This is a genomic window from Marcopretia estuarina LEGE 06307, from assembly GCF_056633115.1.
Genome location: NZ_JBSJOY010000004.1, coordinates 372,999 through 391,500, shown reverse-complemented (window position 1 = coordinate 391,500; position 18,502 = coordinate 372,999). Strand labels below are relative to the sequence as shown.

Sequence of the window (18,502 nt, the reverse complement as noted above, 5' to 3'; positions counted from 1 at the left end):
GTGGACAGCGAATGCCTGAGGGGGGATATGCGGGCACTGCTGGAGCAACTGCCGGGGTTGCAGCGCGATGTGCTGAAGATGCGTTACGGCATCGATGTGGAAGAACCGATGAGCCTCACCGGCATCGGCCGCATCCTCGGCATGAGCCGCGACCGCGTGCGCAACCTCGAGCGTGATGGCCTCGCCAGCCTGCGCCGCTTCAGCGAAAGCGTGGAGGACTACGTGGCCAGCTGAGGGCCAGCTGCCGGCCCTGCCCTGGGAGCGATGACTTCCGGTGCGCCGCAGGGCACCGGAGCTGTCCTGTTGCTGCATCCGGGCGATCATGCAGCCACCGTCTGCCTCTTGGCCCATGGCCAGCTCCGGACCCCGCTGGCTGGTGGCCGGCGACATCGACGGCCTGATGGGCCTCGGCCTCGACAACCTGATCCAGATCCTGCTGATCCTTGGCCTCTGCCGCGGCGTCCTCGGCTTCCCCGATGCCCTCATCTTTCAGGTGATCCTGCCGGCGGCTGGCCTCAGCCTGGTGGTGGGCAACGGGGCCTACGCCTGGCAGGCCTTCCGCCTGGCCCAGCGCGAGGGCCGTGGCGATCGCACCGCTCTTCCTTACGGCATCAACACGGTCAGCCTGTTCGCCTACGTGTTCCTGGTGATGCTGCCCGTGAAGCTGGCAGCGCTGGGTCAGGGGCTGCCGGAGGCCGAGGCGGTGCGTCTCTCGTGGCAGGCGGGCCTGATGGCCTGCCTGGGTTCGGGCCTGATCGAGGCGGGCGGGGCCTGGCTGGTGGGGGGCCTGCGGCGCTGGCTGCCGCGGGCGGCGCTGCTCTCCACCCTGGCCGGCATTGCCCTGGGCTACATCGCACTGGGGTTCCTGCTGCGCACCTATGCCCAGCCGGTGGTGGGTCTGGCAGTGCTGGCCGTGATTCTTGTCACCTACTACGGCCAGCTGCGCCTGCCTCTGCCCGGCGGCCTGATCGCGGTGCTGCTCGGGATCGTGCTGGCGGCCGCGACGGGCCTGGTGTCGATCGATGCCCTCACCTGGCAGACGAACGCCGCTCAGGTGGGCCTGCATCTGCCGCCCCTGCAACTGGCTGCGCTGTGGCAGGCGCGCGGGCAACTGCTGCCCTGGCTCGGCGTGATCGTGCCGATGGGCTTGTTCAACCTGCTGGGGTCGCTGCAGAACCTGGAGAGCGCCGAAGCCGCCGGTGACCGCTACCCGGTGAAGAGTTCCCTGCTGATCAACGGCGTGGGCACGATCGTGGCCGCTGCCCTTGGCTCCTGCTTCCCCACCACCATCTACATCGGCCATCCCGGCTGGAAGGGCATGGGGGCCCGCATCGGCTACTCGTGGCTGAACGGCGTGGTGATGGGGCTGGGTTGCCTGTTCGGCGTGTTCGGCCTGGTGGGTCAGCTGGTGCCGATTGAAGCCGGCATGGCGATCGTGCTCTACATCGGCCTGGTGATCGCCGCCCAGAGCTTCCAGGCCACCCCCGCCGCCCATGCGCCGGCGGTGGTGCTGGGCCTGCTGCCCGGCCTGGCGGGCTGGGGCGCCCTGCTGCTCAAGGCCGGCCTGCGGGCCGGTGGGGCCGGCAGCGCCGCCGAGCCCTTCGGTCCGGCCCTGCTGGTGCCACTGCAGCAGGCCGATGTGTGGGCCGCCGGTGCCTTCGCTCTGGAACAGGGGCAGATCGTGGCGGCGATGTTGCTGGCGGCCATGGTGGTGTACGTGATCGAGCAGCGGTTCGTGGCCGCGGCGATCGCTGCCGGTCTGGCGGCCCTGGCCTCCTGGTTCGGGCTGATTCACGCCTGGCGTTTCACCGCCAGCGACACCGTGCTGCAGATGGGCTGGGGCACGGGCGGACGCTGGGCGCTCGGGTACCTGCTCATGGCCCTGGTGTTCAGCGCCGCGGCCCTGGCCCGTCAGCGGGGTGCGGCGGATACAGATTGCTGATGCCAGGGCGGCGTGATGCTGGCTGGGCAGAGAGGCAGGAGCACTTACCCCTGCAGCAGCTGCGTGCCGCCCTGCTGGCCTGGGGGGAGCGGCATGGGCGCCACAGCCTGCCGTGGAAGCTGCGGTCCGATGGCCGCCCGCCACTGGATGGGGAACCCCTCGATCCGTTGAAGGTGTGGGTGGCGGAGGTGATGCTCCAGCAGACCCAGCTGGCTGTGGCCCTGCCCTACTGGCAGCGCTGGATGTCGGCCTTCCCGGACCTGCCGGCCCTGGCCGCCGCCGACCCCCAGCAGGTGCTGCTGCTCTGGCAGGGCCTGGGCTACTACGGGCGGGCGCGTCGCCTGCAGCAGGGGGCGCGGCAGTTGCTTGATGCCAGCGCCCCCGGCGCCGACCCCTGGCCCCGTGACCTGGCTGGCTGGCTGGCGCTGAGCGGCGTCGGCCGCAGCACCGCCGGCAGCATTCTGTCCTCGGCCTTCGATCAACCCTTCGCGATCCTTGACGGCAACGCGGCGCGGGTGCTGGCGCGCCTGATCGCCGCTCCCCGCCCGCCGAAACGGGAGCTCGCCGGGTTCTGGCGGCTGAGCGAGCTGCTGCTCGACCGGCAGCGGCCCCGGGCCTTCAACCAGGCTCTGATGGACCTGGGCGCCACGGTCTGCACCCCCCGTTCTCCCGACTGCGGCCGCTGCCCCTGGCGGAACTCATGCGCTGCTTACGCTGCCGGCGACCCCGCCCGCTACCCCGTGAAGGACGCCCCCCGGCCCCTGCCCTTTCAAGTGATCGGCGTGGGGGTGGTGCTCGATGGGCGCGGCAGGGTGCTGATCGATCAGCGCCTGCCGGAGGGGCTGTTGGGGGGGCTGTGGGAATTCCCCGGTGGCAAGCAGGAGCCGGGCGAAGCGATCGAGGCCACCATCGCCCGCGAACTGCGCGAGGAGCTGGCGATCGAGGCGGAGGTGGGCGAGGAGCTGATCACCCTGGAGCACAGCTACAGCCATAAGCGTCTCCGCTTCGTGGTGCATCTCTGCCGCTGGCTGGCGGGAGATCCGCAGCCCCTGGCCAGTCAGCAGGTGCGTTGGGTGGAGCCGGAGGGGCTGGCGGCCTTCCCCTTTCCTGCCGCCAATGCGCGCATCATCGCGGCGCTGCTGGAGCGGCTGGCCGGCGCGGCGCCCGTGGCGGCCTCCGGGCCCACCGGCGAGTGTGGAGAGAACTGAGCGCGAGCCTGCCGTGACGGTGCCTTCCCCTGCCCGGGTGCTCTGCTTCGGCGAAGCACTCGTTGATCGGCTCGGCCCGCCTGGCGGCGATCCGGCCCATGACATTCCGGTCGACGACAGGCTCGGCGGTGCCCCGGCCAATGTGGCCTGCGCCCTGGCGCGGCTCGGCACCGGCGCCGCGCTGATCGGCCGCCTGGGCGACGACCGCATCGGCGCCGCCTTCCGCGCTCTGTTGCTGGAGCGGGGGGTGGATACCAGTGCGCTGCAATGCGATCCGCTGCGCCCGAGCCGCACGGTGCTGGTGCGGCGCGATGCCGCAGGTGAGCGCCACTTCGGCGGCTTCGCCGGCGACCGGGGTGAGGGCTTCGCTGATCAGGCGATCGATGCCACGGCGCTGGCCGGGGCGTTGGCGCCGCTGCTGGCCCAGGCCCGCTGGCTCCTTTGCGGCACGATTCCGCTGGCTTCCGGTGCGGCGGCAGCGGCGCTGCAGGAGCTGCTGCTGGCTGCCGGGGCGCATGGCTTGCCGCTGGCGCTTGACGTCAACTGGCGGCCCACCTTCTGGGGGCTCGGCGCTGAGCAGGGCCCGCCGCCGGCGGTGCGGCAGCGGCTTGAGCCCTTGCTGACGCAGGCGGCCCTGCTCAAGTGCAGCCGTGAGGAGGCCCTCTGGCTGTTCGGCAGCGCCAACGCCACAGTCGTGCGCCGGGCCCTGCCGCAGCGGCCCGCCGTGCTGATCACCGATGGCCCCCAGCCGATCGATTGGGCGGTGGGAGCCTGCGGTGGCCGGCTGCCCTCCGTGGCTGTGGCCACCATCGACACCACCGGTGCTGGTGATGCCTTCCTGGCAGGCCTGCTGCACCAGTTGGTGGGCCGGCCGGGGCTGCTGCAAGAGCCGGTGGTCGTCAGCGCCGTGGAGCAGGTTCTGCGCTTTGCAGCCACCTGCGGTGCATTGGTTTGCCAGGGTGCCGGCGCCATTGATCCCCAGCCGAGCGAGCAGCAGGTTCTGGCCGTTCTGGGTGAGAGTGCAGCGGGCACCGACGCCCTATGAGCACCCCCCGGGTATGTCGAGCCGGTCAATCCCGATCGGCTGCAGCGCATCCTGGACACGGCCCGGGGCGAAGCTGGAGGTCGCCTACGGCCCGGTTGTTCACGGTGTTGAGGCCTTCAGGCGGCTGAGTGCGGCGGTCGCAGCACTGCCCGGCGCCTGTCCCCGTCGTGCTGAAGCTCCAGCCGCCAGGCGCCATCAGGCAGCCACGGCAGCCGCTCGGGCCACTCCACCGCCAGCACCGCCCCCAGGGCGCCGGCTTCCTCCTCCTCCTGGGCGAACAGTTCAGCGGCGGCGGCCGGCTGCTCCAGCCGGTAGAGATCCAGATGGACGAGGGCATGGGGCTCGCCGTCAGCGCCCCGGCCGCTGTAGTGCTGGGCCAGGGCGAAGGTGGGGCTCGTGATCGGTTCGTCGATTCCCAGCGCCAGGGCCAGACCCTGCACCAGGCAGGTCTTGCCGGCCCCCAGTTCCCCCTGCAGCAGCAAAGTGGGAGGGGCTGCGCCGCTGGCAGCACCGCCGCCGTTCAACAGCAGCGACGCCAGCTCCCGCCCGAGCGCCGCCGTGGCTGCCGCATCGGCCAGATGGCACACCCGGATCTCAGCAGACTGTTCCATCCCTGTAGATTCCCGTTAAGCGAGCCCGAAGCCTCGGCGTCTCTGCAGATATTTCCACATCCCCAATCCTTCTCCCTTCGGAGCTTCCCCATGCTGGCCACGCCTTCAGCTGCCACGTCCGCTTCGGCTGCCGCCGCAACCGGACTGCCCACCCCGTCGTCGTATGTGATCGCCGATCTCGGCCTTGCCGCCTGGGGCCGCAAGGAGATCGCGATCGCTGAAACCGAGATGCCCGGTCTGATGGCGCTGCGTGAGAAGTACGGCAGCCAGCAACCGCTCAAGGGTGCCCGCATTGCCGGCAGCCTGCACATGACGATCCAGACAGCCGTTCTGATCGAAACCCTGGTGGCTCTCGGCGCTGAAGTGCGCTGGGCCTCCTGCAACATCTTCTCCACCCAGGATCACGCTGCAGCCGCGATGGCGGAAGCCGGCATCCCGGTGTTCGCCTTCAAGGGCGAAACCCTGGATGAATACTGGGCCTTCACCCACCGGATCCTGGAGTGGGCCGACGGCAGCACGCCCAACATGATCCTTGACGACGGTGGTGATGCCACCGGCCTGGTGGTGCTCGGCACCAAGGCGGAGCAGGACCCCTCGGTGCTGGACAACCCCGGCAGCGAAGAGGAGATCGCCCTGTTCCAGTCGATCCGTCAACGCCTGGCCGCCCAGCCCGGCTTCTATTCGCGCATCCACGCCCAGATCCAGGGCGTCACCGAGGAAACCACCACGGGTGTGGCGCGTCTCTATCAGATGCAGAAGAGCGGTGAACTGCCGTTCCCTGCCATCAACGTGAACGACTCCGTCACCAAGAGCAAGTTCGACAACCTCTACGGCTGCCGCGAATCCCTGGTCGACAGCATCAAGCGCGCCACCGATGTGATGGTGGCCGGCAAGGTGGCCCTGGTGATCGGCTATGGCGATGTGGGCAAGGGTTCCGCCCAGTCGCTGCGCGGCCTCGGTGCCAGCGTGATGATCGCCGAAGTCGATCCGATCTGCGCGCTGCAGGCGGCGATGGAGGGCTACCGGGTCGTCCGTCTCGACGACGTGGTGGGGGATGTGGACATCTTCGTGACGGCCACCGGCAACTTCCGCGTGATCACCCACGACCACCTGATCCAGATGCGGGATCAGGCGATCGTGTGCAACATCGGCCACTTCGACAACGAGATCGACGTGGCTTCCCTGAAGCAGTACCCCTGGGACAACATCAAGCCCCAGGTGGATCACGTGCTGCTGCCCAGCGGCAACAAGATCATCCTGCTGGCGGAAGGCCGGCTGGTGAATCTGGGCTGCGCCACCGGCCACCCCAGCTTCGTGATGAGCAACTCCTTCACCAACCAGGTGCTGGCTCAGATCGAGCTGTTCACCAAAGGCGACCACTACGGCAAGGAGGTGTACGTGCTGCCCAAGCACCTCGACGAGATGGTGGCCCGCCTCCACCTCGACAAGATCGGCGCCCGACTCACCGAGCTCACCCCCGAGCAGGCCGCCTACATCAACGTGCCGCTGGAAGGCCCCTACAAGTCCGACCACTACCGCTACTGATCCCGCGCCCCACAGTTCCGCGCCCAGCGTTGCTGCTTCGCCGGCAGGCCTGATGGCCTCGCCGGCAAGGCGCTTCCCTGAGCATCGGGCAACCTTCACGTCAGCGTGGAAGACTTTCCCGATCACGAGCCCGCCGGCATGGCCATCGAACTGGTTCAGCAACTGCCCGAGCTGATCGGCTCGGCGGTGGAGGCCAACCCGATGGCCGGCTATGCGGCGATCTTTGCGGCGATGTTCCTCGAGAACCTCTTTCCGCCGATCCCCTCCGAGCTGATCATGCCCCTGGGGGGCTTCTATGTGCAGCAGGGGCAGCTCAGCCTGATTCCGGTGGTGCTGGCCGGATTGCTCGGCACCGTGCTCGGCGCCCTGCCCTGGTATGGGGTGGGGCGGCTGGTGAACGAGGAACGCATCGAGCACTGGCTCTCGCGCCATGGGCGCTGGATCGGCATCAGCCCGCAGGAGCTGCACCGCAGCCGCACCTGGTTCAGCCGCCATGGCACCGCCCTGGTGTTCTGGGGCCGGCTGGTGCCCGGCATCCGCACCTTGATCTCCGTGCCCGCCGGCATCGAGATGATGCCGATGGTGCCCTTCCTGATCTGGACCACGGCCGGCAGCCTGATCTGGACCCTGCTGCTGACAGTGGCGGGCATGCTGCTGGGCGAGGGCTACAGCAACGTGGAGCTGTGGATCGAACCGGTGGCCCGGGTGATCAAGGTGGTGCTGGTGCTTGCCGTGCTGGCCGCCGGCGCCTGGCTGGGGCTGCGCATCTGGAAGAAGCGCCAGGACAGCCACTGAGGCTCAGTCCCTGGGGAAGCCACGCAGGCCGCCCAGCCGCCCAAGACCACCTTCCGGCTGAAGGCAACGCCCTTGCAGGCGGCTCAGAACGGAACTTCCTCGCTGCTCGGCTCGCCACCACCGAAGCCGCCGCCATAGCCGCCGCCCCCGAAACCGCCGCCAGCGCCGCCGTCGTCGTAGGCGCCCTGGTCGGCGTCACGTTTGGAGCCCAGCAGTTCGAGTCGGTCGACCCGCACCACCGGCTTGGTGCGCTCCTCACCGGTGGTGCGGTCGGTCCAGCGGTCGAGCTTGAAGCTGCCGATGATCCCCAGCAACGACCCCTTCTTGACGTAGTCGGCGGCCACCTGGGCCTGCTTGCCCCAGATCTCGAGGTTGAACCAGTCCGGTTCGTCGTCGCGGCTGCGGCGGTTGACCGCGAGGGTCAGGTTGGCGACCACGCTGCCGGATTCGAAGTAGCGCACCTCGGGATCACGGCCGGCACGGCCCACCAGCGTCACGGAATTCACACCCATGGATTGTCCTGTCGTTGAAAAAAGTGGAGTTGTTGAATCAATGATGCGCCGCGTTGCCTCAAGGTGCCGCAGGCCGCTTCTCCCTGAAGGTTCCCCCGTTCCACCCGGATGTACCACCGCCACCGTCGGGGGGGGTGCTGCCAGATCCCGCTCCTATGATCGCAACCGCTCAGGTGCTCCTACGTGTTCTTTCGACGTTTCCAGCTCTCACGCGACATCGGCATCGACCTGGGAACGGCCAACACACTGATGTACGTGTCCGGCAAGGGCATCGTGCTGCAGGAGCCTTCCGTGGTGGCGCTCGATCTTGAGCGGGGTGTGCCCCTGGCCGTGGGGGATGAAGCGAAGCTCATGCTCGGCCGCACCCCGGGCAACATCCGCGCCGTGCGCCCCCTGCGCGACGGAGTCATCGCCGACTTCGACGCCGCCGAGCAGATGATCAAGACCTTCATCCAGAAGGGGAACGAGGGCCGCGGCATCGTGGCGCCCCGTCTGGTGATCGGCATTCCCAGCGGCGTCACCGGCGTGGAACGCCGCGCGGTGCGTGAGGCCGGCCTGGCCGGTGCCCGCGAAGTGCACCTGATCGATGAGCCGGTGGCGGCCGCAATCGGCGCCGGCCTGCCGGTCACGGAGCCAGTGGGCACCATGATCGTCGACATCGGGGGCGGCACCACCGAGGTGGCGGTGCTCAGTCTCGGTGGCACCGTGCTCAGCGAGTCGGTGCGGGTGGCCGGCGATGAGATCAGCGAGGCCATCGGGGTGTACCTCAAGAAGGTCCACAACCTGGTGGTGGGCGAGCGCACCGCCGAAGACATCAAGATCCGCATCGGCTCCGCTTTCCCCGACGACGCCCACGACGAGACCTCGATGGACGTGCGCGGGCTGCACCTGCTCTCCGGCCTGCCCCGCACCATCAACGTGCGCTCCGGTGACATCCGTGAAGCGATGGCCGAACCGCTCAACGTGATCGTGGAGGCGGTGAAGCGCACCCTTGAGCGCACCCCGCCCGAGCTCGCCGCCGACATCGTCGATCGCGGCATCATGCTGGCTGGCGGTGGCGCCCTGGTGCGCGGCATCAGCGAGCTGATCAGCCACGAAACCGGGATCCTCACCCACGTGGCCCAGGACCCGCTCCTGTGCGTGGTCAGTGGCTGCGGCCAGGTGCTGGAGGACTACAAGCGCCTGGAGCGCGTGCTCGACACGCCTGACTTCTCCCGTCTGTCCTCCTGAAATCCATGCCGTTCGGGCGCCTGCCGCGCGTCCCCTCGCTGCAACGGGTGATCCAGGCCTGGCCCTGGTGGCTGCTGCTGCTGGCGCTGGTGGGGGTCCGCTTCAGCAAGGGGGCCTTCCTCACGGATGCCTACGCGCTGGTCAGCCGTCCGTTCTGGCCCGGCACGGCCCAGCGCGAGTGGTTGCAGTCAGCCCAGCAGCTCGACCAGCGCAGCCGACTGGCCCAGTTGGAGCAGGACAACCGGCGCCTGCGCACCCTGCTGGGTCTGCAGCGGGCCAACCCCCAGGAGGTCACGGCGGCGGTGATCTCGCGCGAACCCGAGGGCTGGTGGAAGCAGTTGGTGCTCGGCGCCGGTGAGCTTCAGGGGATTCGCCGCGGCGATGCGGTGGTGGGCCCGGGCGGCCTGGTGGGCCGGGTGGCCAGCGTCACCCCCACCACCGCGCGGGTGGCCCTGCTTACCGATTCCTCCAGTCGCATCGGCGTGTGGGTGGGGCGCACCCAGAGCATGGGCCTGCTCACCGGCGTGAACGGCAGCCGGCCCGAGCTGCGTTTTCTGGTGAAGGATCCGCAGGTGCGCCCAGGGGATGTCGTGGTCACCTCGCCGGCCAGCACGCTGGTGCCGCCGGGGATGAGCGTCGGCGTGATCCAGTCGGTGGATGAAAAGGCCGTGCCGGCGCCCACGGCGGTGGTGCAGCTCAGTGCGCCGGTGGAAGCGATCGACTGGGTGCAGGTGCTGGTGCAGCCCCGGCAGGCGGCGCCCTGAATGGTGGGCAAGCTGCACCGCCACCCGTGGTTTGTGGCCAGCGCTCTGCTCGTGCCCTGGCTCACGCTGGCCTCTCCCGCGCTGCTGCGCCTCTCGGGGGCACCACCCAGCTGGGCGGTGCTGTGGCTGCTGCCCTGGGCGATCAGCGATGGGCCGGTCTCCGGTGCCCTGGCTGGGCTTGGGCTGGGGCTGTTGCTCGACGCCCTCACCCTCGATGGCGCCACCCAGATTCCGGCGCTGGTGCTGCTGGGCTGGTGGTGGGGGAGGCTCGGCCGCAAGGGACCGCCGCTCGAGCGCAGCTTCAGCCTCGGGCTGCTGGCCCTGATCGGCACCTTTCTGCTGGGGCTCAGCTTGATCCTGCAGCGGCTGGGCCTACCCCCCCAGCTGCCTCTCGCCGGCAGCCTGCGCACCCTGCTGACCCAGACCCTGCTCACCGGTCTGCTGGCGCCGATGATCTGTTCGCTGCTGCTGTTGCTCTGGCGGCAGCAGAACGCACCATCGAGGGGCTGAAGCGATGCGGGGGCTGACCGAGGGGATCCGGGGGCGCTGGCGGCGGCGTGCCGTGCTGACCCTGCTGGCGGCGGTGCTGGCGGGCTGCGGCGGTCCGCGCAGCCAGGGGCGCCAGCTGAACGTCTGGACGCTCGATCTCTCCCCCAAGTTCGACGCCTATCTCACCGAGGTGATCGCCGCCTGGGAGAAGGAGAACCCGGGCATCACGGTGCGCTGGACCGACATCCCCTGGGGATCAGTGGAGCGCAAGCTGCTGGCGGCGGTCTACGCCCGCACCGCCCCCGACGTGGTGAATCTCAACCCGCTGTTCGCCGCCAACCTGGCCAGCAAGGGGGGGCTGCTCGACCTCGATCCACTGCTGCCGCCTGGGGCCTCAGAGATCTATCTGCAGCGCATCTGGGCAGCCAGCCGCAACGCGGATGGACAGTTCGCGATCCCCTGGTATCTCACGGCGCGCATCACGCTCGCCAACCGCGACCTGCTGAAGCGGGCCAGATACGCCGACCCACCGCGCCGCTGGGAGGAGGTGCCGGCTTTCGCTGAAGCGGTGAAACGGCGCACCGGCCGCCATGCGCTGTTCGTCACGGTGGTGCCGGATGACTCGGCCGAGCTGCTGGAGTCGATGGTGCAGATGGGTGTGACCCTCACCGATGACCGCCAACGGGCCGCCTTCAACAGCCCGGCGGGTCGGCGGGCCTTCGCCTTCTGGACCGATCTCTACCGCCGTGGCCTGCTGCCGCGTGAAGTGGTGAGCCAGGGCTACCGGCGTGCGATCGAGCTCTACCAGGGCGGTGAGCTGGCGATGCTGGCCAGCGGCGCCGAGTTCCTGCGCAGCATCCAGACCAACGCCCCGGGGATCGCTGCCGTCACCGAACCCCACCCGCCGCTCACCGGCCCCGACGGCACTGCCAACGTGGCGGTCATGAACCTGGCGGTGCCGCGCCAGAGCGCCATGCCCAAGGAAGCGGTGAGCTTTGCCCTGTTCCTCACCAACGCCAGCAATCAGGCCCGCTTCGCTGAGCAGGCGCGGGTGCTCCCCTCGGCCCGGCAGGCCCTGACCACGATCGAGCAACAGCTGCGGCGGGACACGCCTGCCGATCCCCAGCAGGCGCTGGTGCATGCGGCACGCCTGGAATCGGCTGAAACGCTGGGGCGGGCACGTGTGCTGGTACCCGCCAACCCCGGCGTGAAGCGGCTGCAGGCGATCATCTACCGCCAGCTCCAGCGCGCCATGCTTGGCCAGATCAGCAGCGATGCGGCCGTGCTGGCGGCGGAGCGGGAATGGAACCTCTACGCGGAAGGTCGCTGGCCCTGAGCCCTGGCCTCGCCGTGCGGCGTGGCGACCGCGCCGCACGGCGAGGCCACCGATGGGCTTGGTGAGAATGGTGCTGACCGGTGGCTGCCGGCACCGCTGCAACTATTGAAAAATCATTAAGTCTTGGCGCTGCTACTCCCTGACGTGCGCCTTCTGCTCTCCATGCGTACAAGCTGACAGGTAGGGTGATTTTTCTTCACGACTGTTCCTGTGATGCCACTGGACACGCAGCCTCGGCAAGCCAAGGCGGAGGCGGTGGTTCAGGACACGCGGACAGCACCCAAGGCCACCCTGCTCGTCGTCGACGACGAGGCAGCCGTGCGCCGCGTGCTGGTGATGCGCCTGCAGCTCGCGGGCTACCGCGTCCTCTGCGCCGAGGACGGGGAGGAGGCCCTCACCCTGTTCCATCAGGAGCAGCCCGACCTCGTCGTGCTCGACGTGATGCTGCCGAAGCTGGACGGCTTTGCGGTATGCCGGCGCCTGCGGGCCGAATCCTGCGTGCCGATCATCTTCCTCTCGGCTCTTGATGCGATCGCCGAGCGGGTGGCCGGCCTTGATCTCGGCGCCGACGACTACCTGCCCAAGCCGTTCAGCCCCAAGGAACTCGAAACCCGCATCTCCACGATCCTGCGGCGGGTGGGGCGTGGATCCGCCAACAGCGAACCCCGCGACATCCCGGCCGGCCAGGGTGTGATGCGCATCGGAGACCTGGTGGTGGACACCAACCGCCGTCAGGTGACCCGCGCCGGTGAGCGCATCGGCCTCACCTACACCGAATTCAGCTTGCTGGAGCTGCTGTTCCGCGAGCCCGGCCGGGTGGTGCCGCGCGCCGAGATCCTTGAGCAGCTGTGGGGCTACCCGCCCCGCCGCGCCGCGGATCTGCGCGTTGTGGATGTGTATGTGGCCCGCCTGCGCGGCAAGCTCGAACCCGACCCCCGCAACCCCGAGCTGATCCTCACCGTGCGCGGCACCGGCTACGCCTCGCAACGGATGATCGACCCCCTGGTCGCCGTCACCGCTTAGGCCCACCGCCTGCGCTCCTGCAGGATGGTTCCTTCCGTCCCCTGTTCGTCGCCTTGCCGGAGCACCCCGTCAACCGCCTGGAGCAGGCCCGCTTCGAGAAGGGCCAGGCCCTGGCGGCCCTCGGTCAGGGCCCCTATGCCCTGCGCTTCGAGCCCAGCCACCGCACCGCTGCCCTGCAGCAGGAGCACGCCGACCTGCCCAACGGCGAGGAGCGTGCCGTGGCCGTGGCCGTGGCCGGCCGGGTGATGACCCGCCGGGTGATGGGCAAGCTCGCCTTCTTCACCCTGGTGGATGAAAGCGGCCCGATTCAGCTGTTCATCGAGAAGGCCCACCTGCTGGCGGCCTTGCCCGAGCAGCCCGAGGCCTTTGCTCAGATCACCTCGCTGGTGGATGCCGGCGACCTGATCGGTGTGCACGGCACGCTGCGCCGCACTGACCGGGGTGAGCTGTCGGTGAAGGTGACGGCCTGGGACATGCTCTGCAAGTCGCTGCAGCCCCTGCCCGATAAATGGCATGGCCTGGCGGATGTGGAGAAGCGCTACCGCCAGCGCTACCTCGATCTGATCGTTTCGCCGCACACCCGCGAAACCTTCCGCCGCCGTGCCCGCCTGGTGAGCGGCATCCGCCGCTGGCTCGATGCCCGCGACTTCCTTGAGATCGAGACGCCGGTGCTGAATCTGGAGGCCGGTGGCGCCGACGCCCGCCCCTTCTGCACCCACCACAACGCCCTCGATCTGCCGCTGTTCCTGCGCATCGCCACCGAGCTGCATCTCAAGCGGCTGGTGGTGGGGGGCTTCGAGCGGGTCTACGAACTGGGCCGCATCTTCCGCAACGAAGGCATCAGCACACGCCACAACCCCGAATTCACTTCGGTGGAGGTGTATCAGGCCTATGCCGATTACACCGACATGATGGCGCTCACCGAGCAGATGATCGCGGACGTCACCGAGCAGGTGTGCGGCACCACCGCCCTCACGTATCAGGGCGTGGCGATCGATCTCACGCCCCCCTGGCGCCGGGCCACCATGCACGAGCTGGTGGAGCAGGCCACCGGGCTCGATTTCAACGGCTTCGCCAGCCGTGAGCAGGCCGCTGCCGCCATGGCCGCCGCTGGGCTGGAGGTGCCCGCCGCCGCTGACAGCGTGGGTCGTCTGCTCAACGAGGCCTTCGAACAGCGGGTGGAAGCCAGCCTGATCCAGCCCACCTTCGTGCTCGATTACCCGGTGGAGATCTCACCGCTGGCGCGCATGCACCGCAGCAAGCCCGGCCTGGTGGAGCGTTTCGAGCTGTTCATCGTGGGCCGTGAAACCGCCAACGCCTTCAGCGAGCTGATCGATCCCGTCGATCAGCGCCGGCGCCTGGAGGCCCAGCAGGAGCGTCGCCTCGCCGGCGACCTGGAGGCGCAGGGGGTGGATGAGGATTTCCTCCAAGCTCTTGAGGTGGGCATGCCCCCCACCGGCGGGCTGGGCATCGGCATCGACCGGTTGGCCATGCTGCTCACCGACAGCCCCAGCATCCGTGATGTGATCGCCTTCCCGCTCTTGCGTCCAGAGGCCGGTTCCACTGGAGCTTGAAGGGCAAAGTGGATAATGGGGTCACGTTGGCACTGACCTTGGCCCATGAGCGGTGAGCGCGTTGGATTCCGCTTCAAGCACGCAGATGCGGTGGTCAAGCGCAACCCTCAGGGCCGCTCCCGTCGCGGTTGGGTGATGGAGCCGGTGGAGCAGACCACCAGCCGCGGCACCAAGATGCCGGCTTACAGGATCCGTTGGCGCGACAGTGAACGTCCCGAGATCGTGCTCCAGCACATGCTGATCGCCGATCCCGATCCCACGCCGCCGCCCGAAGGTGTGAGCCTGGTGCCACCGGCGCCAAAGAAGTAGCTGCCGCCCTGGTTGGCCGCCGCAAGCCCGTCTGCGCCCCATCCCGGCCATCAACTCCAGCCCCGCAGCCGGTACACCAGCAGCCCCAGGTGCTCCTTGAGCGCCTGGGTGGTGAGCTGCAGGGCGCCCGCTTCGGGCAGCAGCTCGATCAGCAGCGAGGCGGCGGTCGGGCTTCCGGTTGCGCTGCGGGCCGGCAGCAGGTAGTCGCAGGCCACCGGCACCACCTGGAGCCCTGAGCGGCGCTGAAACGTGGCCAGCGAGCGGGGCATGTGCATCGCGCTGGTGACCAGCAGCACTGAACGCCAGCCCCGGGCCCGGCCGATCGTACGCAGTGCCAGGGCCTCTTCCGCGGTGGTGCGGGCCTGATCGCTGAGCAGCAGGCGCCCCTCCGGCACGCCGAGCTCCAGTGCCAGCCGCCGCGCCGTTTCAGCCTCCGCCGGCGCCGGGTTGGCGCTGCGGAAGGTCACCCTGCCGCCGCTCAGCAGCAGCAGCGGCGCCTTGCCGGCCTGCAGCAGCCGCACGCCGGTGAGCAGGCGGTCGCCCGCCTCGTTCACCTCCACGCTGGTGCGGGGCGCCAGCTGGGGCTGCAGGCCGCCGCCCAGCACGATCACGGCGTCGGCGGTGGGAAGCGGGCTGGGGGTGAGGGCGGCGCTGCGCTCCTCCAGGCCCCAGACCAGCTGCCGGGCCGTGAACGGCAGGGCACTGATCCACAGCAACGCCAGGCTGCCGCCACTCAGCCAGGGGCTCCAGCGGCGGCGACGCCCCGCCAGGGCGATCGCCTGCAGGCCGATGGCCAGCCCCAGCGGGTAGAGCAGCAGCGGCAGCAGCTTGGAGAGAAGGAATCCCATGGCGGCCGGCTCAGACCGGCGGGGTGCCGTGGCGGCGGCGCAGCTCCTCCAGCTCCTGCTGCGCCTCAAACGCCGACCAGGCGGCTTCCAGCTCGATCGGATCGAGCGGCGTGGCGGGGGAGGAAGCTGCCGCCGCTGCTGCTCCTGCCGCCTCTGCCTGGCTGCCCTGGGTCGCTCCAGCTGGGCCCGGCCCGCGTTCCCCCGACCCAGCTTGCGCAGGCGCGCCTGAGGCTGCGGCGGTAGCCGCCTGTTGCTCCTGCTCCCGTTGCAGGGCCGCCAGGTCGGCGTCCAGGCGGCGGAACTCATCGCCCAGGCTGCTGAGGGCCTGCCAGCGGTCGCGGCCCAGAGCCATCAGCTGCCGCAGCCGGGCTTCGGCCTGGTCGGCCAGCGCGCTGGCGCCGGCGGCCCGGGCCCGCTCCACCCGCCCCTGCCACTGGGTGATCTCGGTGGCCAGCTCCAGCAGGGCGCGCCGCAGCCGTTCCGCCTCCGCCTGCACCTCCAGCTGCCGCCGCTTCAGCCGCTGCTGCCGTTCCCGCTGCTCCTCCTCCACCAGCAGCTGCCGCTGCTCGGGGCGGCTGCTGAGGAACGCCTCCAGTTGTTGCTCCAGCTGCGCCTCCAGCTGCTCGAACCAGCTGCCGCTCATGGCCGCTGCCCCCGCCACCACCCACCCTTCATTCCGGTGCCCGCGTGATCAGCGGCGCCTCGATCTCTTCCTGCAGCGGCGTGATCGCGCCATCGCGGGAGCGCAGCAGCAGCTGGGTGAGGCGGGCGATCGCCCCTTCGCCCAGGTCTTCGCTGCCGATGCGATCGAAGGCCTGGCGGTAGAGCTCCTCGAGCTCGGCGATCAACTGCTCGCGCGTGGTGCGCATCGCCTTGCGCTGGTCTTCCCGGCTCATCGGCTGGCCTCGACTGGTTCAAGTCTGCCTGGCGCCTGCGGAGCGAGCAGGTGCAGGCTGAAGCTCTCGCCGGGATCGGCCCAGCGCGCCTGGGCCCGCCAGCCGGCCGCGGCCGCCAGGGCCGTGAAGGCCGTGGGGTCGTACTTGTGGCTGTGCTCGGTGACCAGCGCCTCGCCGGCGGCGAATGGCCAGCGCCGGCCCGCCACGTCCACCACCTGGTGGCAGGTGCTCACCAGCGCCATCTCGATGCGGCTCTGCTGCGGCTGCCAGCGGGCGCGGTAGCGGAAGCGCTCCGGCACGAAGTTGCCCCCCAGCTCCCGGTTGAGCCGCACCAGCAGGTTGCGGGCAAAGGCGGCCGACCAGCCCGCGGCATCGTCGTAGGCGGCCTCCAGCTGGGCCGCGGCCCGGGGTTGGTCGATGCCGATCAACAGACGACCCTCGGGCCCCAGCAGCCGGGCGAACTGACGCAGCAGGGCCACCGCTTCGCTGGGGGCGAAGTTGCCGAGCGAGCTGCCCGGGTAGAAGCCCAGCAGCCGCTGGCCATCGAGCAGGGGGTGGGCCGGCAGGGTGAGCAGCTGGCTGTAGTCGCAGCAGATGCCGAGCACGGGAATGGCCGGATGGCGGGCCTGCAGTGCCCGGCAGGCACCGGCGAGGTGCTCGGAGCTGATGTCGAGCGCCACATAGGCCGGGGGTGCCAGGGCCTCCAGCAGCGGCGACACCTTGCGGGCGCTGCCGGCGCCGAATTCCACCGGCACGCCGGCGCCGAGCGCCGCCGCCATCGCCGGCGCCTCCCGCTCCAGCAGGGCGGTTTCGGTGGCGGTGAGTGCGTATTCCGGCTGCTCGCAGATGCGGTCGAACAGACGCGAGCCCTCGGCGTCGTAGAGGAACCAGGCGGGCAGCTGGCGGGGGCTGCGCGACAGGCCCTCCACCACCAGCCGCCGCATGTCGGCGGCGACGGGATGGAGGTCGAGCAGGTCGACGGCGGCCGTCCCGCGCTGCAGAGCGGCGGAGGGGGCGCTCATCGGCCGTCCCGGGCGAGGCGCAGGCCGCCGGCCAGCCAGCGGCTCGCGGGCGGAAAGAAGTTGCGGTAGGTGAGGCGGCCGTGGCCCGGCGGTGTGAGGAAACTGCTGCCGCGCAGGATCATCTGGGAACTCATGAATTTGCCGTTGTATTCGCCCACCGCTCCGGCGGCGGGCCGGAAGCCCGGATACGGACGGTAGGGGCTGGACGTCCACTGCCACAGCACCCCCTGCAGGGCTTCCAGCTCGCCGCTGCCGCCCGCCTGGGGTGGCGTGGCGGCGGCCACTTCCCACTCCGCTTCGCTCGGCAGGCGGGCCTCGGCCCAGCGGGCATAGGCGTCGGCTTCGAACCAGCTGAGGTGCCGCACGGGCGCGGCCGGATGCAGGGGGCGCCGCCCCGCCAGCGTGAACTCCCACGACCAGCCCTCGGGGGCGCCGCTGCCGCGCCAGTAGCGGGGCGCCTGCCAGCCGCGCTGCTGACAGACCTGCCAGCCCTCGCTCATCCACAGCTCCGGCCGCCGGTAGCCGCCTGCGGCGATGAAGGCGGCGTACTCCCCGTTCGACACCAGCCGGGGGGCCAGCGCGAAGGGCTCCAGCCACTGGCGGTGACGGGGGCTTTCGTTGTCGAAATGGAAGGCGCCGGACGGGCCCTCGGGGCCGGCGCCAGCCTCGGCGTGACCGATCTCCACCAGCCCTCCCGGCCAGTGCAGCCAGGCGGACGCGGGCGGGTTGGGGGTGCTGGTGGGGGCGGCGTCGGCGGCGGCCACCAGCGTTTCGTAGGTGGCTTCGGCACCCCGGCCCGAAGGCTCCACCGCCGGCTCCAGCGGGTTGCGGCTGAAGCCGTCGAGCAGATCCATCAGCAGCAGCTCCTGGTGCTGCTGCTCGTGCTGCAGACCCAGCTCCAGCAGCTCCCACAGCGGCGCCGCCGCCGTGGCGGGCCCGGCGCTCAGCTGCTCCACCAGGGCCTCCAGCCCCGCATCGACCCGCCGCCGCCAGGCGAGCACCGCCGCCAGAGGTGGCCGGCTCAGCAGTCCCCGCTGCGGCCGGGGGTGGCGCGCCCCGATCGCGTCGTAATAGGAATTGAACAGGAAGCTCCAGCGGCTCTCCGCCGGCTCATGACCCGGCAGGTGGGGCGTGAGCAGGAAGGTGTCGAAGAACCAGGTGGTGTGCCCCAGGTGCCACTTGGGCGGGCTGGCGTCCGCCATGCCCTGCAGGCACAGATCTTCCGGCTCCAGCTCCGCGATCAGCGCCTCGCTGTGGGCGCGCACGGCATGAAGCCGCCGCAGCAGGGCCTCGGTGGGGGCGGCGGAGGCCATGGCCAGAGGGCTGCTCGCCTGAGGCTAGAAGGAATCGGCC

20 protein-coding genes are annotated in these 18,502 nt (G+C 70.1%); 13 read left to right on the top strand and 7 right to left on the bottom strand.

Going from position 1 to position 18,502, the window contains the following annotated elements; translation table 11 throughout:
- The 4 genes from ACWJI3_RS11680 to ACWJI3_RS11665 all read left to right on the top strand — a co-directional run.
- Nucleotides 1–234: sigma factor-like helix-turn-helix DNA-binding protein (locus ACWJI3_RS11680; RefSeq protein ID WP_480203765.1), on the top strand; the 234-nt coding region annotated here is incomplete at its 5' end.
- Between the two features lie 115 nt (nucleotides 235–349).
- Nucleotides 350–1,942: an NCS2 family permease gene (locus tag ACWJI3_RS11675; protein WP_480203764.1), complete on the top strand. Its 1,593-nt coding sequence runs from the start codon at nucleotides 350–352 to the stop codon at nucleotides 1,940–1,942.
- Complete coding sequence (gene mutT, locus ACWJI3_RS11670) at nucleotides 1,942–3,150, top strand: 8-oxo-dGTP diphosphatase MutT (RefSeq protein WP_480203763.1); 1,209 nt, start codon at nucleotides 1,942–1,944, stop codon at nucleotides 3,148–3,150. Before ACWJI3_RS11675 ends, mutT begins: the two co-directional genes overlap by 1 nt.
- A gap of 19 nt (nucleotides 3,151–3,169) precedes the next feature.
- A complete protein-coding gene (locus ACWJI3_RS11665; protein ID WP_480203784.1) occupies nucleotides 3,170–4,195 on the top strand; it encodes a carbohydrate kinase family protein in 1,026 nt (341 codons plus the stop codon).
- A gap of 116 nt (nucleotides 4,196–4,311) precedes the next feature.
- Here ACWJI3_RS11665 and tsaE read toward each other — a convergent pair whose 3' ends face one another.
- A complete protein-coding gene (gene tsaE, locus ACWJI3_RS11660; protein WP_255100542.1) occupies nucleotides 4,312–4,806 on the bottom strand; it encodes a tRNA (adenosine(37)-N6)-threonylcarbamoyltransferase complex ATPase subunit type 1 TsaE in 495 nt (164 codons plus the stop codon).
- 90 nt (nucleotides 4,807–4,896) lie between these two features.
- On the opposite strand from tsaE, the gene ahcY reads away from it, so the two are divergent.
- Nucleotides 4,897–6,351, top strand: a complete 1,455-nt coding sequence (gene ahcY / locus ACWJI3_RS11655) for an adenosylhomocysteinase (protein ID WP_480203762.1) — start codon at nucleotides 4,897–4,899, stop codon at nucleotides 6,349–6,351.
- A 138-nt stretch (nucleotides 6,352–6,489) separates the two neighbouring features.
- Complete coding sequence (locus ACWJI3_RS11650) at nucleotides 6,490–7,146, top strand: DedA family protein (RefSeq protein WP_094514035.1); 657 nt, start codon at nucleotides 6,490–6,492, stop codon at nucleotides 7,144–7,146.
- An 83-nt stretch (nucleotides 7,147–7,229) separates the two neighbouring features.
- Here ACWJI3_RS11650 and ACWJI3_RS11645 read toward each other — a convergent pair whose 3' ends face one another.
- On the bottom strand, nucleotides 7,230–7,658 hold the full coding sequence (locus ACWJI3_RS11645; RefSeq protein ID WP_094513922.1) for a single-stranded DNA-binding protein: 429 nt from the start codon (nucleotides 7,656–7,658) through the stop codon (nucleotides 7,230–7,232).
- A 183-nt stretch (nucleotides 7,659–7,841) separates the two neighbouring features.
- Here ACWJI3_RS11645 and ACWJI3_RS11640 point away from each other — a divergent pair, with 183 nt between their 5' ends.
- The 7 genes from ACWJI3_RS11640 to ACWJI3_RS11610 all read left to right on the top strand — a co-directional run bounded on the left by ACWJI3_RS11640 (nucleotide 7,842) and on the right by ACWJI3_RS11610 (nucleotide 14,383).
- A complete protein-coding gene (locus ACWJI3_RS11640; protein WP_094513920.1) occupies nucleotides 7,842–8,888 on the top strand; it encodes a rod shape-determining protein in 1,047 nt (348 codons plus the stop codon).
- A gap of 5 nt (nucleotides 8,889–8,893) precedes the next feature.
- Nucleotides 8,894–9,652 (top strand): rod shape-determining protein MreC, encoded by a 759-nt coding sequence (mreC, locus tag ACWJI3_RS11635; protein ID WP_094513918.1) that lies wholly within the window; start codon nucleotides 8,894–8,896, stop codon nucleotides 9,650–9,652.
- 3 nt (nucleotides 9,653–9,655) lie between these two features.
- A complete protein-coding gene (locus tag ACWJI3_RS11630; RefSeq protein ID WP_094514032.1) occupies nucleotides 9,656–10,162 on the top strand; it encodes a rod shape-determining protein MreD in 507 nt (168 codons plus the stop codon).
- Nucleotides 10,163–10,166: 4 nt separating this feature from the next.
- On the top strand, nucleotides 10,167–11,477 hold the full coding sequence (locus ACWJI3_RS11625; protein ID WP_480203761.1) for an ABC transporter substrate-binding protein: 1,311 nt from the start codon (nucleotides 10,167–10,169) through the stop codon (nucleotides 11,475–11,477).
- A gap of 213 nt (nucleotides 11,478–11,690) precedes the next feature.
- The gene (gene rpaB / locus ACWJI3_RS11620; protein WP_094513914.1) at nucleotides 11,691–12,500 is read left to right on the top strand and encodes a response regulator transcription factor RpaB; all 810 of its coding nucleotides are present in this window, start codon (nucleotides 11,691–11,693) and stop codon (nucleotides 12,498–12,500) included.
- Between the two features lie 53 nt (nucleotides 12,501–12,553).
- Nucleotides 12,554–14,074 (top strand): lysine--tRNA ligase, encoded by a 1,521-nt coding sequence (gene lysS, locus ACWJI3_RS11615; protein WP_480203760.1) that lies wholly within the window; start codon nucleotides 12,554–12,556, stop codon nucleotides 14,072–14,074.
- Nucleotides 14,075–14,119: 45 nt separating this feature from the next.
- Complete coding sequence (locus ACWJI3_RS11610) at nucleotides 14,120–14,383, top strand: hypothetical protein (protein ID WP_048016474.1); 264 nt, start codon at nucleotides 14,120–14,122, stop codon at nucleotides 14,381–14,383.
- Between the two features lie 50 nt (nucleotides 14,384–14,433).
- Here ACWJI3_RS11610 and ACWJI3_RS11605 read toward each other — a convergent pair whose 3' ends face one another.
- From ACWJI3_RS11605 to egtB, 5 genes are read right to left on the bottom strand one after another with little or no spacing between them, the layout of a single operon-like run.
- On the bottom strand, nucleotides 14,434–15,231 hold the full coding sequence (locus tag ACWJI3_RS11605) for a YdcF family protein (protein ID WP_480203759.1): 798 nt from the start codon (nucleotides 15,229–15,231) through the stop codon (nucleotides 14,434–14,436).
- Between the two features lie 10 nt (nucleotides 15,232–15,241).
- Entirely contained in the window at nucleotides 15,242–15,874 is a 633-nt protein-coding gene (locus ACWJI3_RS11600) for a hercynine metabolism protein (protein ID WP_480203758.1), read from the bottom strand.
- A gap of 28 nt (nucleotides 15,875–15,902) precedes the next feature.
- A complete protein-coding gene (locus ACWJI3_RS11595) occupies nucleotides 15,903–16,127 on the bottom strand; it encodes a hercynine metabolism small protein (protein WP_094513910.1) in 225 nt (74 codons plus the stop codon).
- On the bottom strand, nucleotides 16,124–17,149 hold the full coding sequence (gene egtD / locus ACWJI3_RS11590; RefSeq protein ID WP_480203757.1) for an L-histidine N(alpha)-methyltransferase: 1,026 nt from the start codon (nucleotides 17,147–17,149) through the stop codon (nucleotides 16,124–16,126). The genes ACWJI3_RS11595 and egtD overlap by 4 nt, the downstream gene beginning before the upstream one ends.
- Nucleotides 17,146–18,462 (bottom strand): ergothioneine biosynthesis protein EgtB, encoded by a 1,317-nt coding sequence (gene egtB, locus ACWJI3_RS11585; protein ID WP_480203756.1) that lies wholly within the window; start codon nucleotides 18,460–18,462, stop codon nucleotides 17,146–17,148. The genes egtD and egtB overlap by 4 nt, the downstream gene beginning before the upstream one ends.
- Between the last annotated feature and the right edge of the window lie 40 nt (nucleotides 18,463–18,502).

Coding starts and splice junctions, on each gene's coding strand:
- ACWJI3_RS11675 (WP_480203764.1), top strand. CDS start 350: ATGGCCAGCTCCGGACCCCGCTGGCTGGTGGCCGGCGACATCGACGGC.
- mutT (WP_480203763.1), top strand. CDS start 1,942: ATGCCAGGGCGGCGTGATGCTGGCTGGGCAGAGAGGCAGGAGCACTTA.
- tsaE (WP_255100542.1), bottom strand. CDS start 4,806: ATGGAACAGTCTGCTGAGATCCGGGTGTGCCATCTGGCCGATGCGGCA.
- ahcY (WP_480203762.1), top strand. CDS start 4,897: ATGCTGGCCACGCCTTCAGCTGCCACGTCCGCTTCGGCTGCCGCCGCA.
- ACWJI3_RS11650 (WP_094514035.1), top strand. CDS start 6,490: ATGGCCATCGAACTGGTTCAGCAACTGCCCGAGCTGATCGGCTCGGCG.
- ACWJI3_RS11645 (WP_094513922.1), bottom strand. CDS start 7,658: ATGGGTGTGAATTCCGTGACGCTGGTGGGCCGTGCCGGCCGTGATCCC.
- mreC (WP_094513918.1), top strand. CDS start 8,894: ATGCCGTTCGGGCGCCTGCCGCGCGTCCCCTCGCTGCAACGGGTGATC.
- ACWJI3_RS11625 (WP_480203761.1), top strand. CDS start 10,167: ATGCGGGGGCTGACCGAGGGGATCCGGGGGCGCTGGCGGCGGCGTGCC.
- rpaB (WP_094513914.1), top strand. CDS start 11,691: ATGCCACTGGACACGCAGCCTCGGCAAGCCAAGGCGGAGGCGGTGGTT.
- ACWJI3_RS11610 (WP_048016474.1), top strand. CDS start 14,120: ATGAGCGGTGAGCGCGTTGGATTCCGCTTCAAGCACGCAGATGCGGTG.
- ACWJI3_RS11605 (WP_480203759.1), bottom strand. CDS start 15,231: ATGGGATTCCTTCTCTCCAAGCTGCTGCCGCTGCTGCTCTACCCGCTG.
- ACWJI3_RS11600 (WP_480203758.1), bottom strand. CDS start 15,874: ATGAGCGGCAGCTGGTTCGAGCAGCTGGAGGCGCAGCTGGAGCAACAA.
- ACWJI3_RS11595 (WP_094513910.1), bottom strand. CDS start 16,127: ATGAGCCGGGAAGACCAGCGCAAGGCGATGCGCACCACGCGCGAGCAG.
- egtD (WP_480203757.1), bottom strand. CDS start 17,149: ATGAGCGCCCCCTCCGCCGCTCTGCAGCGCGGGACGGCCGCCGTCGAC.
- egtB (WP_480203756.1), bottom strand. CDS start 18,462: ATGGCCTCCGCCGCCCCCACCGAGGCCCTGCTGCGGCGGCTTCATGCC.